This window comes from Ligilactobacillus salivarius DSM 20555 = ATCC 11741 (assembly GCF_001435955.1).
Classification (GTDB): Bacteria; Bacillota; Bacilli; order Lactobacillales; family Lactobacillaceae; genus Ligilactobacillus; species Ligilactobacillus salivarius.
Genome location: NZ_AYYT01000028.1, coordinates 1 through 14,417, shown reverse-complemented (window position 1 = coordinate 14,417; position 14,417 = coordinate 1). Strand labels below are relative to the sequence as shown.

The following is a 14,417-nucleotide window of genomic DNA, read 5'->3' as shown; positions in this document are numbered from 1 at the left end:
GTATCTCGCCCACTATGTCAATGAAATATTAGGAGTTAAATATTTTTTTAATTATTCCCAATGGACTACTTTTACTTTCACTATTAATCTTACCATTCTTAACAGCTGTATGCTCAACAAATCGGTCTAATAAAATATCATTCATGTTTATTTTAGGTTCTGGAATACTATCCAAATTTTCCTTTTTATTATCAGCTTTAATTGCTTCTTCAAAGATATTATTCTCGAGAGAGTCTATTAATTTAACCATATTTTTAGCCCCTCCAGGAGACCATGTTTTCCCTTGTCTCTTCATGCGATAAACATAAGGCCTATGGCTATTTTCACATATTCCTAACCCTTTACTAGAAGAAACACCCTCAATTTCCCGTAAATTAAGTGGTTTTATATAGTCCCAGTTACGACTTAAATAAGCTGCTAGTTTTTCTGTAGCTCTTTTAGATTGACTATGATCCTTCTTAATAACAGCAATTGCTTCCATTGTATCTAATACTATTTCTACATCTTTTTTTGAATATTCATATATTGCTTGTTTCATTTTTTTGATTAATTCAAAGTCGCAAAAATACATGCGTTCCTCTATTTTTCGATTAAGATGATATTTATCTAGAAAATGTTCATGCTGCTTACACTCTAACGTTAATTCTTGGAAAACTTCAGGTTCATATCCCGAACCATTGTCACTATTGGTTAAAACAATTGTATCTGTCAAATCATAATTATCATGCAAATAACGTAACATGTCCTTATATGCTTTTCTTCTGGAGGTATCTGTACATCTATGCAAATTAATTGTTTTTGTCCTATTTCCCTCTTTTATAACTCCTTCATGTACTTGGAATCTATGAATTGATATTCGTCTCTTCTTCTGGCTTTTAATAATTAATCCGTCACCTTCCAAAAAGAGAATAGGAACTTTCCTTTTTACCTTAGACTTTTTCTTATTTTTCTCAGTATATTCTATAACCTTAGCTGCTACTCTCTGTGTTATTTTATGTACTCCACTGGGAGAAACATTCAGTGTAGATACTTTGTTAATTGCCTCAGCAGATTTAGAAAATGAACTGCTCGTAGAAATTTCTGCAAATTTAGCTTCTGTTAAAGAAGAATAACGTTTATAAGACTTTAAGCATAAACATTCATCTAAGGCATATTTATACTTTTTTCCTTTTCTATATAGTCTTCTTGTAAAAGTAACATCTCCAAAAAGAAACTGTATTTTACGCTTATCTTTACGTTCTATCTCATACCCTTGCACCTTCATGTTATTAACTAATTTATCATCAACTTTTTCCAAAGCTTCACTGACAATCTCTACAATTACTTCTGATATAGCTTGATATATGTTTTTTTCCATATCTATACTATTATCAGATTCTAAAATGATTTTAATAAGTTTATTTCCCAATTTATCCATGACAAATCTCCCCAAACACTCTCAATTTATCAGTTAATTATATATTAATAACATTGTAAAACATTAAATAACATTGTATTTTATATTATATCACTTTGATTATGGAGGTTAAAAAGAAAACGCTCAAAACATAGTATCTCTGAAATACTATATTTTGAGCGTTAATAATCTTATTCTATATCTGCTTAATTAGTCAGTAACAGTATCCGTATTCCCTATTTTTTTAATATCTGTAAATTTATCTTGAGTTAAATTGTATTGTAACTTATAAACATCATGGTTAGTTGCTTCAGGTAAATTATCTCTTCCAGAGGAATAACTAACGTTAACAACAACCGTCATATTATCATTATCAGCTAACGAACTATATACTTTAGATTCTCTATAAGTTGAGTAAATCTTTAATGTATCAATATAACTCTTGCCTGATACATCTTTATCGGATCCAAATATTTTCGAATCATTTAAAACATTATTTGTAACTAAAGACTGTGCTTTTTCTTTTCTAGCCCTATATTCTTTTGAATCACCAAAAGTTAGTAAGATTTCAAATAATTTTTTTGCTTTTTCATCTACTTTTTGACTTGTTACAACTTGTTGACGTGTATCATCATAAGGAGCTTTTTGCAATAATTCGTCATTTGTTACTTTACTAATAGTTGCTAATTCTTTTTGTTTTTTATTTAACTTTTGTGTATACTCTAGTTCTTGATGATCTATCTTCTTTTGTTCAATCCTAAATATTCCTGTCATTATTAAACTAACTACCAAAAGTATGCAAATACTAACTAATCCTTTATTTTTCATTTATTGCTCCCCCTCGTGATTGACTGACTGCTAAACGAGTTCACCTTTTGTTGAACTAAATCATAATGCAATGTGTAAATTTGAGTATAGCTATTTGCCTCCTTATTAACTTCTTGCGTTTCACTTCTACCTTTCATTTTATATGACACAATGACTTGAATAGTGGTATCAGTCTTATCACTAATATCTCCAAACACTACATCTACTGAGTCATTTTTTTCAATAAAAAAGTTATCTCCACTCATAGCGTCAGTTAATCCTTTATCCATTAACTGAACTCCTAAAATTTGCTTAAACATAGCTGTATTTTCTTTAACATCTTTTTTTGAATGTAATCCTCCATACATTACTGAAAAAGCTTGTTTAAGCTTAGTTTGTGCTTTCTGCTGGGCATTTACTAAGTCAAATTTATTACTTAAAGGTGAATCAGCAATGGCCGTTCTCCTTTTAATTGCAATTTGTCTTTCTATTTGCGACAGTTGCTCTCTAACAGTATTTAACTCATTCTTTTTCGGAATAGATAAAATAGTTATTATCCAACTAATTATAGTAATTCCTATTAAAATTAAAATTAATTTCCTGTTGTTCATTTCATTACCTCGTTTATTTATCATTATCTAAGCCTTTTTTGATAACTTCTACAGGATTTAACCAAGTACCATCATCTGTAAATGATTTTCCTAAAGCTTTTCCTAAGTCTTTTTCTTTGGATATCCCTAAGTGAAGGTGAGAGTACTCCTCACCACCTGACCTTGATACGCCGATCTTATCACCAGTTTTAACTGTATCTCCTTCTTTAACAGAAATATCATTCATATCACCAAATTCCTGATAAGAAATACCATAACCATCATCTGTTGTCTCCCAAACTAAATAGAAACCAACACCATATTCACCTGGTTTAACAATTTTAGAAATTTTCCCACCATGAACAGCATGAATGTCACCATTGTAGGTTGCGTCACCAAAATCCACTCCGTCATGGAACGAGTTAGTTCTAAATCCACCGTCATTTCCAAATTTTTGAGCTGCTACTAATTTTGGGCCTGATTTAGGTACACTACTAAAAGGCCAAATCCATGATCCAGAAACTACAACAGATCCGTCATTACAACTGGTATTTTCTTCGTCTGCTAATGCTTGTTCACCTGCATTGGCACCATCAACCGTACTACCAAGAATACTATCATCAACATTAATGCTTGCTCCACCGAATAGCTCATAAGCTCTAACGGCACCAGCTTGTCTTTTAGCTAAAGCTTGACCACCTGATTTTTCAAAATCATCGTCCCATAGTTTAGCAGCGGTCGAAGGATCACTTGCTTTACCAACTTGAACTTTAGCAGTTTTATAGCCATGATCTAGCTCATATTTCAATACTTTCAATTCATTTTCAACAGTTTTATCTTCTTCTGATTTAATATATCCTCCAGCCTCTAAGCGATTTTGAGTCCATTGAAATAAACCAAAGTGAGTACCATTTGAAGCTTTGGGATTAAATCCCGATTCTACCAGGGCATTACCAACAACTCCAGCTGCACCAGCACCTGACATACCTACTTTTTTAGTCATAAAATCAAAAATTGTTTTAGCAGTATTGTATGATTCAGTTCCTTTAACCGTCCAATCGCCACCAGCAACTCCAGTTACATTGACATCAAAATCACTGTCAGAGCTGGTATCACAATCATTATTGTTATCACCAAGAATTGCTCCTAATAGGATAAAAATCATCATTACACTAATAACTAATATTGAGATAGATATGCCACTAATCGTATAAATTTTTTTCTTAACTAAATTAACCAAAAAATAGCCACCACCTTACAGCAGAAAAATTAAACTAAAAATTATAAAAGCTACTACTATAAACAAGCCACCTTGTTTAACAAAATCTTTATCTTTTTTAATTTGCTCACTATTATCTTGATTTAAAAATTCTGTTTTATGATACTGATATTTCAGCTTTTCTTGTGTAATAAGATGATTAACTTTTCCTGTTATTGAACTTTTTTTAAGAGTTTCTTTTTGTTTCCATTTCATCTTATGCCTCCATACCTGGATACTTCGTTATCCATCAATTCTTGATGGAATACAACGTTGCCTACACTGGCAATATTCATAAATAAATCGCCTTTTTCAAGATTTACTAGAGTTTCCAACTCTGAGCGACTCATAGAACCAGCTAATGCTTCAGCTAATAATGGCAAGTCAGTTTCGTTAGTTTGAGCGAATACTCGATATTGCATTAGGCCAAAAATTCTTTTTACGGCCGTAGCATAATCAGCACTATAATTATTAGCTCCTTTTTCAAACAAGATTCCTTGTAATGAATGAACTGAAATAATTACTCCAGCAAAATTTTCCCCCATACCGTCCATAATATCGGCTAGTAAATCAACACTGGTTTGATACTTAGGTGTAATTAGATTTTGAGCGTCAGCAATATTTACAACATAGTGTGGTAAATCTGCTTCTTGAATTTGTGGGTTTTGTAGCATAATTTGTTTACATCTTTTTCCGTTATTAGTAACATCTGCTGAAACTAAAGATAGTACTGAGAATACTTGAGCATTAAAGATACTAGGTTGTCCTTTTAATCCTGAAAAATCAAAAGTAACTACTTTTTCTTTAGATATATCCTGAAACTCAGTAATTCCTTCAAAAATAGCAGCTTGTGTTTGCAGCATAGTATCAAAGGTTTGCTTAATTCTTGAAATTGATGCCAATAAATAAGGTGATACTGTACGTCTCATGGTTAATCTTCGTTCTGTATCATATAAATAATTTACAAAGTCAGATAATACAGGGTACTCTTCTTTAGAAATTTGTGTTGCTCTAAGATCATTAACATGTACAGTTGGATTTCTAAACCAAATACCTTTTGAAATATAAAAATCTGTTAACACATTTTCAAAGACTTTCATGTCGTCCCCTGTAGCTTGATTATTAAGCATTTTAAAGATATTTTTTAATTTTTCTACATGTAACTCAAAGCTTCGCATTTCATCAACATCTATCCCATTAGCTGCTGTCACTGTTGGAAAGATTTGAAAAGGATTAATGCGATTTTGACCACCTGAAAGATCTAAAATTAATCCTGATTGTTGTCGAGTTTGTTGACTAAATTTACCTGAAGCGTCAAAATTTCTGATATAGTGTCCCTTTGAATATAAATCATCATTGACCTTTAAAGAAAAGGTAGTTTGTCCCATATTAGGGTTACCAGAAATAAACATAAATGAACGAGTTCTACGATTATCACGTTCTAAAAAGTTAAAGTTAATTGCACCATTAGTCCTTGTATAACCATAATAAGATCCATGTTGATCTTCTAATTTGGTATGATCAAAGAAGTACCCACCAGCTAAATCATAAGCTTTGATAATTGTTCCTCTACGTCTATTAGGCAATTCAATTTGTTTTGATGGTGGAATAAATGGTGCTTTATATTCGTAATCCAATTCACCAACTAGAATTGTCATTTTGAAATTTGACGCCTTATCTTTAATTTCTTCAACTTTCTTAAATAATTTTTCTACCGTACTAGCAGAAACAAAGATTCTAACATAGATACCTAAAATCGTAATATTTTGCCGACTGATTTCTCTATAAAGTTCAGCCATATCTCTAATTTCATCTAATTCTTGTTGATTTTGAGTAGCCTTAGCTTTTCCTGATATTCGGCTTTGCTTTTCTCCAATTGAAGATTCAAGTTTCTTCTTAATATGTCTATTATCTTCTTGATATACTGATAAAAAAGCTCTAGTACCGTCAATTAACATTAAATCTTGTAGCCAAAAATTCATTAATCCATTCGTTGGATATCCGTAAACGTGTAAAACAGTACTGTAGCCGCTGCCACTGTAATAATAACGATCTGTTCTAAAATCTATATTTCCTTTAGGTTGAACTTTACTGAGAAAGTCTAAATCATAGCCTTTTTCCTGGTACTTTTTAATCTTATTTTTAGATAGAAATCCCATTTCTTTACCCTCCTAAAGCTTTTCATTCGAATTATTATGCTGTTGTAAAATTTGAATTTTTTTCTCCCTGCTGATTTCTCTAGGAACAAAATCATTATTTCCATATATTTTTGATTTTCTTACTGTTTCATCAAGTTCTCTCTTAGTTTTTCCAAAGAGAAAGGCAAAAAATTCAACATTGTAAATTTTATTTCTAATTAGTCCTTCAACATTTATTTCTTCTAACAGTAATTGTTCTCGATCACGTAATTGATTTAATAATCTTGAATCCGTACAGTTTTTTATTTCATTTCTAACCTGGTTTAAACAGCTTTTTTGATAATTAATTTGATTCGTAGTATCAGTTGGTAGTTTAGTTGTATGGATTGTAAAATCTTCTGAGAATCTTGATAACCAACCATACCAGTTAATTAAAGTTCTATTTACCTCATCTTCGCCTAAAGAATAGGTATCTTTTGAAGGTAGTTCCATAATCTGTAAATATCCACCTTCTACTAATTCAATATATTCTCCAGAATTATTTAAAATACGCTTAAATGGTATTAAATCAATTGTGGGAAAGTTTTCTACTAAGTTTTGGAACTTCTTATCTTTTTTAGAAATTATTTTGGCCATTTCTTTTAATCTCCTTTTTCAAAACTAATCCATAAAAATCGGTGTCTCCTAAGATTCAACATAATTTGATTAAAGTTTTTCTTCCCACCATTAGCTGGTAAAACTAAGTACACAGCTAAAAATGTACTAATTATAGGAAATACTATAATGTGCGTAATGGCGTTTGGTGGAAAAATGTTGGTTCCAATAACAAAAGTTACTAATGGAGTTCCTAGCACTATTAAAATATCTACTAGCAATACACCTAAATATTTAGCGTGAGCATAAATGTCTCTAGGTATTCCATAATCGTTTCCCATTTTATTTTCATTATTGTTCATCTATAGACCTTCTTTCTCACTACATAATGCCTATATCATAACGTGAAAAATAAAAAGTACTGTTTTTATGACAAAAAAAGCAGGTCTAACGTTAAAACGTTAAACCTGCTGGTTCATCAATATCAATAATGTTATCTAGTTTTGATTAGTGAAAAAATCACATCACATAAGTTGTAACTACATTATAACATTACTATCTAAATCAAACAACAATTTCTTTTTTAAATTTGTTAGTAGCAACAAACTAGGAAATAAAACCCTTGAAACCACCTTTGAACTTTTTCTTAGGTAATTCTTTAACTTTTTTAGATTCAGTTTTAAATTCTATCTTTTCATTATCTCTATCATCTGTTAAAACATCAACTATTTGTCTTTTTTCTGGCGAGAACTTATTACCAGCAATATGTTGTTTTAATAAGCTCTTTAATAAGTTAGTTTGATTAATATGTGGTTGAACTAAATATTCTAACAGAAGCTTGTCTTCTGGATTATCATAAAATTTAATACTAACTTGCTTTAATAATTTTCTAGTCATTTGACTCACCCCTGTTATTCAGCTGTAAGTGCGTATTTATAAAATCCTCTAACATTAGCAAGCTCTGAATCTTTAACAAAATATGCAGTTTCAAAGAAGTCTACAATTAAACGCTGATTAATTAAATTAGCGGATCCACCTGTAATGATTAATGTATCAATACTATCTATATCTTTAAAAGTTGACTTTAGATTGCTTACTAATCGTCTAGTAAAATTAGTAATTTCTTTTTCAACTAGATCAGTTACATCTTCAATATGATTCTTAGAATAGCGATAACTAAATTTTCTTTCTTTAATTCCGTTACGTACCATTTTTTCGATTTGATACAAACTTACATTACCGTCCATTTGACTCATAATTGCTTCATATAAGTCATTTGCCCCTGTTGCATATTGTCGACGATTACGCTTATCTAATTCAAAATTTAGCAATGTATCTATTAGAATAGTTCCACCACCAGCGTCAACAATCCCTACTTTCTCTTCCAGCAATTCATCATTTACCAAAACACCTTCATCATCTAACAGAACATCATAGAATGTTCCTACTGGTTGAGGGATAATTAAAACGTGCTTCACTCTTACTGTGTAAGTTACACCATCAACTTCAATTTGATGCTGTCCCTTTAAAATACTAGATAAATCTTTAAGTTGTTTTTGACTATTATAGTCATCAGTTGGCAGCCCTGTAACTACCGTAACTTCTAAAATATTCTCTACAGCTTTTTCAAAATCCGTAGCCAATAAACCTAGAGCAAAGTTAGCTAATAACTTAAATGTATCATTAGAATATCTATTTTGGTGCATTAATGTGTCTTGAAGATAATCATCACGTTTTAAGGTTGATAAATCTTTACCCCAAATCCATTCACTATCATCAAAAGGTACTTTAAAGTAATTAATATCTCTCTTTTTGCCAAAATCACTTAATTGTTGAGGCATATCTTCACCATTTAAAATTTGTGAAGGTAAAACATATTCATTTTTACTACTTTTTAGTTTTGTTTGTTTATTACCAAGATCCAAAGAAAAAATTTCCATTTTAAATCACTCCATTTATTTTTATTAGTACCAAAGGTAGCTCAAGCTACCCTGAGATACCTTTGTTTGCTCATTTTAAAGGTAGCTTGGGCTACCTTAGACTACCCTAAGCTACCTTTTTTGAACCGTTACATTACCAGTTTGATAATCAATTAAGATTCCATTTTGTACGTTAGGTACAAACACATTAAATTCTAGCGACCCGTCTTTAGACTTTGCTTCTAAATGTGTTCCAGAAGGAACTACATTATTTCCTGTATAAAGGTTAGTTACTCGATAACGTACTGTTTTATTTTTATCTAAGGCTTTCCTGACTAATCCTTCATAGTAATTTTGCCCAGTTGAATTAGACTCTCTAGCCTCATTTGCCCATGCTGTTTGAGTAGCAATATTGGCTTTATTAGATTCCGAAGCGTCAAAACCTCTAACATTACCTACTAAAGCATAACCTAATAAATGTCCTCTATCGTAAGCATGATTGTACTTTCCACTAAGGTGCAGAATCTGTTTAAACCCTGCAGGTTTCCAATTAGTTGCTCCATTACCTGTTTCTTGTCGATTACGATATTGACGACTCGTTTTATTTAATAGGGCATTTCCAACAGTTGCTCTACCTAAATTATCGACTTGATTTTGAGCATAAGGAGCTGCATTAACTTTAGCATTTAGGCTAGTATGATTATCATTTACAATGAAAGCTCCATGACCGTTAAATTTCAAACTATTTTTCCCACCTAAATTACTTACAACATTTTCACTTAAAACAGAACTAGCTAATTGCTTTGACGGTGTGTCACTAACATTTTGCTTATTTTTAGCTGTTAGCTTTGATTTAATAATTTTGCTTATTTTCGTATGATTAGCTGTAGTAACATAATTATCATTTACTGGTTGACTACAACCTGATAAAGCAGTTGCTAAAGCTCCTACTACCAATAATTTACCAATCTTCATTAGCAACCCTCCTTAGAATCCAACATCATAACCTGGATCATCAGGATAAACTTCATAATCATCATATGAACCATACTCATTGCCATTTTCAATATGTTGTTCTTGATTTTGAGCCACTCCTGTATAGTTATCTCTCTCAACTTTTTCAACTAATGTAACTTTGCTTACAACTACATCAGTTGAGTAAACTTTTTGCCCATCTTTTTCATAAGAACTTACTTGTAATGATCCTTCAATTCCAACTTGCTTTCCTTTAGCTGTATATTTTTGTAAAAATTCAGCATTTCTTCCCCATGCTGTACAGTTAATAAAATCAGCTTCATATTGTCCTGTTGCCTTGTTCTTATATTCTCTACGGACTGCCAAAGAGAATCTAGCCACTTGTGATCCCGATTGTGTATTCTTAACTTCTACATTTCTGGCTAAACGTCCAATTAAACTTACATGATTCATAATAAATTCCTCCAAAATTTCTTACTTTATAATTGATTACTTATTTAATTTTGATTTTGCAAATATTTTTATTCTCTTCTTATCTATCGACTGCTTATCTTTGTCAACTAATTTGATTTCTTCAATACTATCTCCTTTAGGACTCATTAAACCCAAATCTTCTATATTCAGCGTTTCCTCGATAATTTCTAATGGGTAATTATGATTAGATTCTAAATATAATTGTTTAACTTCTTTTTTTGAAAGAACAGCTTCTTCATATTTTGTATAACGCTTCCCTAATATATACGTTGTTTGATTTTCTTCTCTATCAATATTCAACCAATATCTAACTTTTGCAAAATAGCTATTATCTCCGAAGGGGTCAAATTCTAAGCGAGTAAAGTTTACAAATTCTAATTCTACATATTTAAGTTTTTCTGTTACTTGTAGATCTACAGCTATTGTGGCACTTTCAACAACATAAAGTGTATTATCTTCATATAAACCAACAATTGAAAATCTAATACTTCTAATCTTATTAATCACATCTACTGTACTCACATATGCTAAGCCATCTTGATAATGCTTGCGACCATTCTTTCCATGAAGCTTTACATAGTTTTTATTAGGAAAACTTCTCTTTGTTATAGTATTGTCTAAACTATCATAAATAATTTTCTTATCACCATCTAATAACTCTACACGTAATCCTTCAAACCAAGGAAACCAAGCATGATAATCAATTAGGATAGCAGCTTGATTATTTTTTAATTCACCATATACTCTGTTAAATTCTTTTTCAGTAAACATTACCTATCCTCCATGTAACCATCTTGATAACCTGTTTCATAGCCCCACCTCTCACCTTGCATAGTATAAAAATTTCTAAAGTCAATTAGTTTTAGAGTATCAATTTTACCTGTCTTCCATAGTTCGAAGAATTCTCTTTCACTACCAGGAGCTGTCTTATTTAAACTCTTAACAAACATCAACTCTACTTTCTTCTGTCTAGGTGATTTCCTAACAATCATAACTACTCACCTTCTTCCAGCTTAGAAAGTTCTTTATTAAGCTTACTATTGGTCTGTTGTATAAAATCTAACAACTCACCGAAAGCGTCTGCTTGTTTTTTCTCATCATCTTCTGCATTTACTGCTAAAGCCCTACTTTTTGATTCAATTGCGTTAAATGCAGCTGCAACTAAATCACGTTGCTTAGTTAATTTTTGTATTTCAGTCATACTAAATTCCTCCAATAAGTTAATTACCAATTAAGTTTCTATAGATTCTCCATATATTCTTTAATTAAGTTGAGAATTTCAAAAAATGTATCAAAACTTGTAATATCAACTCCAATGTTAATCTTTAAGAAACAATGATCATTATCATCAGTAGTAATTCTAAAAACAGATACGTCTTCATTAACAAAGATCTCAACATCACCAGCTTTTCTATCTTGCAAAGTCGGCCCAATCATCACTATTTGATCCTCGTCATAACGTTCTACAGTTAAATTATTATCTATTTTCTCAATTTCACTTTTAAAATCTTCGTATCCCATTACTTATTCACCTCTAATCATTGTCCCTAATCTTTAGATGTTGACGACCAACATAAAAACAACATGAATATCATATAAATACTATCGCCAATATAAGCACCGACTGAATTATCAAGGTAAATCAGCTTGAGATAAAAGATACCTGCTGTAATTAGTTCTAAAAGAACTGTTTTAGAATTATTGTCTTTCTTATTCATTATCTTCTCCCTCACTTTCATCAACAAACATTTCAAAATTTTTGTCAATCTTCGGCAAAATATAGACACTATCGTTTACTCTGATATTGATTATTCTCTTTCCGTTATAAGTATTTCCTATCAATACTCCACCTAAGTCACTTGTTGTACTAAATTCATCTATAATCTCCATTTTCTAACTCTCCTTTTTAATCGTCTACGTACCTATTAGCTATGCTCAATAGCTCTATTAAGATTTCACCAGCACTCTGATTATAAAAACCAGGTTCAACATCTAAAGCCTTCTTACTTTTTTCTTCATCTTCATTCGGCTGCAAGGTTTTTATTCCTAAAACAGGAACTCCCATAAAGTAAACTTCAATGTCACCTCTTAATTGTTCTTCTATCTCTACTCCATTTCGATCTTTGAACATTGTAATTGCACTATGTTCTTTAATTTCTACATGTACTTCTTCATTAACTGCTTCTAGTTGTTTTTTTTAACTCTACTACATTTATCATTTAGTAATCACCACCTAATTCATTTACTTAGCTTATTTTATCTGACCATAGAGAAAATGCGTTTTTAGTGACACTATAAGGTATTCCATGCTTCATATAAGTCTTTAGCTTTAAATTCTAAGTCATTATATCCTTCATCATTTAATAGATACTCAACAATTTTTTCATCAAAAATCATGAATCCTTCCCATGACCCTTTATTATCAATCTCATCAAAAATATCCATTAATTTTTTGTCAAAGTCACCATGCTGTAGTAAAAATCTCTTTGCACATCTTCTACGGTATCTAATTCTAGGATTTAAATATTTCATCTTGTAATCAAATCCTGCGTAAGCACTAGCTACTGATGTATATCCCTTTCGATCATCTCCTGTATCTAGAATTTCGCCTGTAACCTTACTTACAACAATAAAACGTTCTTTACTTCTTCTAGATAATTTTTCTGATTTAACAACTTCAAAGTTTTCTAAATCTTCTTCTGCTTGTCTAGGATTTTGGTGCTTCCATTCCATATACTGATCTACGTACCATTGTTGTCTTTCATCAAAAACAGTATTTTTTTGCTTATTTTTAACAAAAATATAACCTGACATTGGTCGTTCTTCTACGGGAACTGGCTCTCCTACACTTCCATCAATTCTTTCAAAATTAGTTGGCACTGATAGTGAATCCATCAATCCAAATTCATCTTTATTCAATTCAACAATTACTCGATTCCTTTCACAGTAAACGAAGAAACTAAGTCTTGTTCCTGGTTCTAGTTTTCCTAGTCTTCTTAAACCAGTAACATAGTTAAACCAGTACTTATCAATAACTGGTGTCCCATCTTCTAAACAAATATCTTTAAATAAGGCAACTGGGTGATAAAATACTTTCCCCGTTGATTTTTGAATATTAGGTTCATTGTCTGCTCCAACAAAAGTTCCAATCATCTTGTATCTAAAATTGTTTAATAACATTGCTAAATTATTCATGTTTCTTCAAACCTCTCTTTTTGTTATAAATTTCATTTCCATAATCAACTGCTTTATTATGTAAATCTTCAATAATTATTATTGAAATTGTTCCTAATAAAGCTACTAAGAATGCTCCTGTACTAATAGTCCAACCTAAATAAATGTATAGGTATGTAGCTCTTAAAAAGATTGCTAAGATAAGTACAATATTCAATATACTTAATATTCTTAAAGCTAAAGCAACTTTATTTCGATAAAATGGTTGCTTTTTTATTTCAATTTTGGATTCTTGCTTAAATAGTCTCTTTGATAAATCCATAATACTCAGCCTTTCTATTTTAAAATTCCTGACAAACCATATCGTAATCAGCCAATATATTCACAATTTCAGGTATATTCTCAGCTTCTTTAATCCGCCTCATAAATAAACCTTGATTATCTTCACTTACTTCAAAATCATTAATCTCATCTAACGAGGTAGCTAATAAGTAAAGCCTATCATCATCATTAAAATATATATTCATTGGTATTTTAGGTAAGATCATTATATTTACCTCCTTTATCAAATGTAGCTTACATTTTCTTTGGTAGCATAGATTGATCAAATGTTACAAGGATGGCTCTGCCACTTTAGACTGCCTTGTAACATTTGATTAAGATATGCTATCAGGGTGCCTGTGCAATGAGACGAAGTCGAATGGAACCCTCCCGCTTGCGGGTTTAGTTGGTGTAGGTGGAGGTCGGAACTAACACATCTCATTTTTAATTAAGAAATTGCATTAAATTAAAAGGTAGCTCAAGGTAGCTTAAGATACCTTTATATAATAATTTAAGGTAGCCGTAGCTACCTTTTAATGCTTAAAATTCTCTTTTTTGATTATAAATTTTATTTCCATAATCTACTGCTTTATCGTGTAAGACTTCAATAATTATTATTGCAATCGTTCCTAATAAAGCTACTAAAAATGCTCCTGTACTAATAGTCCAACCTAAATAAATGTATAGGTATGTAGCTCTTAGAAAAATCGCCAAGATAAGTACAACATTCAATATACTTAACGCTCTTAAAGCTAAAGCAACTTTATTTCG

23 protein-coding genes are annotated in these 14,417 nt (G+C 31.0%); all 23 read right to left on the bottom strand.

All coding sequences use genetic code 11. From position 1 onward, the window contains the following. Positions 1 to 28: 28 nt before the first annotated feature. Positions 29 to 1,417, bottom strand: a complete 1,389-nt coding sequence (locus FC55_RS09150; protein ID WP_003699183.1) for an ISLre2 family transposase — start codon at positions 1,415 to 1,417, stop codon at positions 29 to 31. Positions 1,418 to 1,606: 189 nt separating this feature from the next. After that, the gene (locus tag FC55_RS09145) at positions 1,607 to 2,224 is read right to left on the bottom strand and encodes a hypothetical protein (RefSeq protein ID WP_003699184.1); all 618 of its coding nucleotides are present in this window, start codon (positions 2,222 to 2,224) and stop codon (positions 1,607 to 1,609) included. Further along, a complete protein-coding gene (locus tag FC55_RS09140; RefSeq protein WP_003699185.1) occupies positions 2,221 to 2,838 on the bottom strand; it encodes a hypothetical protein in 618 nt (205 codons plus the stop codon). Before FC55_RS09140 ends, FC55_RS09145 begins: the two co-directional genes overlap by 4 nt. Beyond that, the gene (locus FC55_RS09135; protein ID WP_003699186.1) at positions 2,828 to 4,033 is read right to left on the bottom strand and encodes a phage tail tip lysozyme; all 1,206 of its coding nucleotides are present in this window, start codon (positions 4,031 to 4,033) and stop codon (positions 2,828 to 2,830) included. Before FC55_RS09135 ends, FC55_RS09140 begins: the two co-directional genes overlap by 11 nt. Before the next feature lie 15 nt (positions 4,034 to 4,048). Continuing rightward, positions 4,049 to 4,267, bottom strand: a complete 219-nt coding sequence (locus FC55_RS09130; protein ID WP_003699187.1) for a hypothetical protein — start codon at positions 4,265 to 4,267, stop codon at positions 4,049 to 4,051. Continuing rightward, positions 4,264 to 6,210 carry a hypothetical protein gene (locus FC55_RS09125; protein WP_003699188.1) on the bottom strand — a complete coding sequence of 649 codons (1,947 nt, stop codon included), beginning with the start codon at positions 6,208 to 6,210 and terminating at the stop codon, positions 4,264 to 4,266. The genes FC55_RS09130 and FC55_RS09125 overlap by 4 nt, the downstream gene beginning before the upstream one ends. 12 nt (positions 6,211 to 6,222) lie before the next feature. Continuing rightward, on the bottom strand, positions 6,223 to 6,825 hold the full coding sequence (locus FC55_RS09120) for a hypothetical protein (RefSeq protein WP_003699189.1): 603 nt from the start codon (positions 6,823 to 6,825) through the stop codon (positions 6,223 to 6,225). 5 nt (positions 6,826 to 6,830) lie between these two features. Continuing rightward, positions 6,831 to 7,145: a DUF5592 family protein gene (locus FC55_RS09115; protein ID WP_003699191.1), complete on the bottom strand. Its 315-nt coding sequence runs from the start codon at positions 7,143 to 7,145 to the stop codon at positions 6,831 to 6,833. 244 nt (positions 7,146 to 7,389) lie between these two features. Next, on the bottom strand, positions 7,390 to 7,680 hold the full coding sequence (locus FC55_RS09110) for a hypothetical protein (RefSeq protein ID WP_003699193.1): 291 nt from the start codon (positions 7,678 to 7,680) through the stop codon (positions 7,390 to 7,392). Positions 7,681 to 7,694: 14 nt separating this feature from the next. Then, the gene (locus tag FC55_RS09105; RefSeq protein WP_003699194.1) at positions 7,695 to 8,723 is read right to left on the bottom strand and encodes a ParM/StbA family protein; all 1,029 of its coding nucleotides are present in this window, start codon (positions 8,721 to 8,723) and stop codon (positions 7,695 to 7,697) included. A gap of 111 nt (positions 8,724 to 8,834) precedes the next feature. Further along, positions 8,835 to 9,677: a DNA/RNA non-specific endonuclease gene (locus FC55_RS09100; protein ID WP_003699195.1), complete on the bottom strand. Its 843-nt coding sequence runs from the start codon at positions 9,675 to 9,677 to the stop codon at positions 8,835 to 8,837. 12 nt (positions 9,678 to 9,689) lie between these two features. Next, positions 9,690 to 10,130: a single-stranded DNA-binding protein gene (locus FC55_RS09095; protein ID WP_003699196.1), complete on the bottom strand. Its 441-nt coding sequence runs from the start codon at positions 10,128 to 10,130 to the stop codon at positions 9,690 to 9,692. Positions 10,131 to 10,166: 36 nt separating this feature from the next. After that, positions 10,167 to 10,922, bottom strand: coding sequence for a hypothetical protein (locus FC55_RS09090; protein ID WP_003699197.1), 756 nt, complete (start codon positions 10,920 to 10,922; stop codon positions 10,167 to 10,169). Then, positions 10,922 to 11,143, bottom strand: a complete 222-nt coding sequence (locus tag FC55_RS09085) for a hypothetical protein (protein WP_003699198.1) — start codon at positions 11,141 to 11,143, stop codon at positions 10,922 to 10,924. The genes FC55_RS09090 and FC55_RS09085 overlap by 1 nt, the downstream gene beginning before the upstream one ends. Before the next feature lie 2 nt (positions 11,144 to 11,145). Beyond that, entirely contained in the window at positions 11,146 to 11,352 is a 207-nt protein-coding gene (locus FC55_RS09080) for a hypothetical protein (RefSeq protein ID WP_003699199.1), read from the bottom strand. Between the two features lie 38 nt (positions 11,353 to 11,390). Next, positions 11,391 to 11,672, bottom strand: coding sequence for a hypothetical protein (locus FC55_RS09075; RefSeq protein WP_003699200.1), 282 nt, complete (start codon positions 11,670 to 11,672; stop codon positions 11,391 to 11,393). 26 nt (positions 11,673 to 11,698) lie between these two features. Further along, positions 11,699 to 11,869, bottom strand: coding sequence for a hypothetical protein (locus FC55_RS09955; RefSeq protein WP_003699201.1), 171 nt, complete (start codon positions 11,867 to 11,869; stop codon positions 11,699 to 11,701). Next, complete coding sequence (locus FC55_RS09070; protein WP_003699202.1) at positions 11,862 to 12,041, bottom strand: hypothetical protein; 180 nt, start codon at positions 12,039 to 12,041, stop codon at positions 11,862 to 11,864. Before FC55_RS09070 ends, FC55_RS09955 begins: the two co-directional genes overlap by 8 nt. 16 nt (positions 12,042 to 12,057) lie before the next feature. Further along, the gene (locus tag FC55_RS09065; RefSeq protein ID WP_003699203.1) at positions 12,058 to 12,282 is read right to left on the bottom strand and encodes a hypothetical protein; all 225 of its coding nucleotides are present in this window, start codon (positions 12,280 to 12,282) and stop codon (positions 12,058 to 12,060) included. A gap of 161 nt (positions 12,283 to 12,443) precedes the next feature. Next, entirely contained in the window at positions 12,444 to 13,346 is a 903-nt protein-coding gene (locus FC55_RS09060) for a hypothetical protein (protein ID WP_003699204.1), read from the bottom strand. Next, entirely contained in the window at positions 13,339 to 13,647 is a 309-nt protein-coding gene (locus FC55_RS09055) for a hypothetical protein (protein WP_003699205.1), read from the bottom strand. Before FC55_RS09055 ends, FC55_RS09060 begins: the two co-directional genes overlap by 8 nt. A 19-nt stretch (positions 13,648 to 13,666) precedes the next feature. Beyond that, on the bottom strand, positions 13,667 to 13,873 hold the full coding sequence (locus FC55_RS09050; RefSeq protein ID WP_003699206.1) for a hypothetical protein: 207 nt from the start codon (positions 13,871 to 13,873) through the stop codon (positions 13,667 to 13,669). A gap of 313 nt (positions 13,874 to 14,186) precedes the next feature. Further along, positions 14,187 to 14,417, bottom strand: a 231-nt coding sequence (locus tag FC55_RS09980; protein ID WP_081036630.1) for a hypothetical protein, incomplete at its 5' end; no start/stop codon positions are given.

Coding starts and splice junctions, on each gene's coding strand:
- FC55_RS09150 (WP_003699183.1), bottom strand. CDS start 1,417: ATGGATAAATTGGGAAATAAACTTATTAAAATCATTTTAGAATCTGAT.
- FC55_RS09145 (WP_003699184.1), bottom strand. CDS start 2,224: ATGAAAAATAAAGGATTAGTTAGTATTTGCATACTTTTGGTAGTTAGT.
- FC55_RS09140 (WP_003699185.1), bottom strand. CDS start 2,838: ATGATAAATAAACGAGGTAATGAAATGAACAACAGGAAATTAATTTTA.
- FC55_RS09130 (WP_003699187.1), bottom strand. CDS start 4,267: ATGAAATGGAAACAAAAAGAAACTCTTAAAAAAAGTTCAATAACAGGA.
- FC55_RS09125 (WP_003699188.1), bottom strand. CDS start 6,210: ATGGGATTTCTATCTAAAAATAAGATTAAAAAGTACCAGGAAAAAGGC.
- FC55_RS09120 (WP_003699189.1), bottom strand. CDS start 6,825: ATGGCCAAAATAATTTCTAAAAAAGATAAGAAGTTCCAAAACTTAGTA.
- FC55_RS09115 (WP_003699191.1), bottom strand. CDS start 7,145: ATGAACAATAATGAAAATAAAATGGGAAACGATTATGGAATACCTAGA.
- FC55_RS09110 (WP_003699193.1), bottom strand. CDS start 7,680: ATGACTAGAAAATTATTAAAGCAAGTTAGTATTAAATTTTATGATAAT.
- FC55_RS09105 (WP_003699194.1), bottom strand. CDS start 8,723: ATGGAAATTTTTTCTTTGGATCTTGGTAATAAACAAACAAAACTAAAA.
- FC55_RS09100 (WP_003699195.1), bottom strand. CDS start 9,677: ATGAAGATTGGTAAATTATTGGTAGTAGGAGCTTTAGCAACTGCTTTA.
- FC55_RS09095 (WP_003699196.1), bottom strand. CDS start 10,130: ATGAATCATGTAAGTTTAATTGGACGTTTAGCCAGAAATGTAGAAGTT.
- FC55_RS09090 (WP_003699197.1), bottom strand. CDS start 10,922: ATGTTTACTGAAAAAGAATTTAACAGAGTATATGGTGAATTAAAAAAT.
- FC55_RS09085 (WP_003699198.1), bottom strand. CDS start 11,143: ATGATTGTTAGGAAATCACCTAGACAGAAGAAAGTAGAGTTGATGTTT.
- FC55_RS09080 (WP_003699199.1), bottom strand. CDS start 11,352: ATGACTGAAATACAAAAATTAACTAAGCAACGTGATTTAGTTGCAGCT.
- FC55_RS09075 (WP_003699200.1), bottom strand. CDS start 11,672: ATGGGATACGAAGATTTTAAAAGTGAAATTGAGAAAATAGATAATAAT.
- FC55_RS09955 (WP_003699201.1), bottom strand. CDS start 11,869: ATGAATAAGAAAGACAATAATTCTAAAACAGTTCTTTTAGAACTAATT.
- FC55_RS09070 (WP_003699202.1), bottom strand. CDS start 12,041: ATGGAGATTATAGATGAATTTAGTACAACAAGTGACTTAGGTGGAGTA.
- FC55_RS09065 (WP_003699203.1), bottom strand. CDS start 12,282: ATGTTCAAAGATCGAAATGGAGTAGAGATAGAAGAACAATTAAGAGGT.
- FC55_RS09060 (WP_003699204.1), bottom strand. CDS start 13,346: ATGAATAATTTAGCAATGTTATTAAACAATTTTAGATACAAGATGATT.
- FC55_RS09055 (WP_003699205.1), bottom strand. CDS start 13,647: ATGGATTTATCAAAGAGACTATTTAAGCAAGAATCCAAAATTGAAATA.
- FC55_RS09050 (WP_003699206.1), bottom strand. CDS start 13,873: ATGATCTTACCTAAAATACCAATGAATATATATTTTAATGATGATGAT.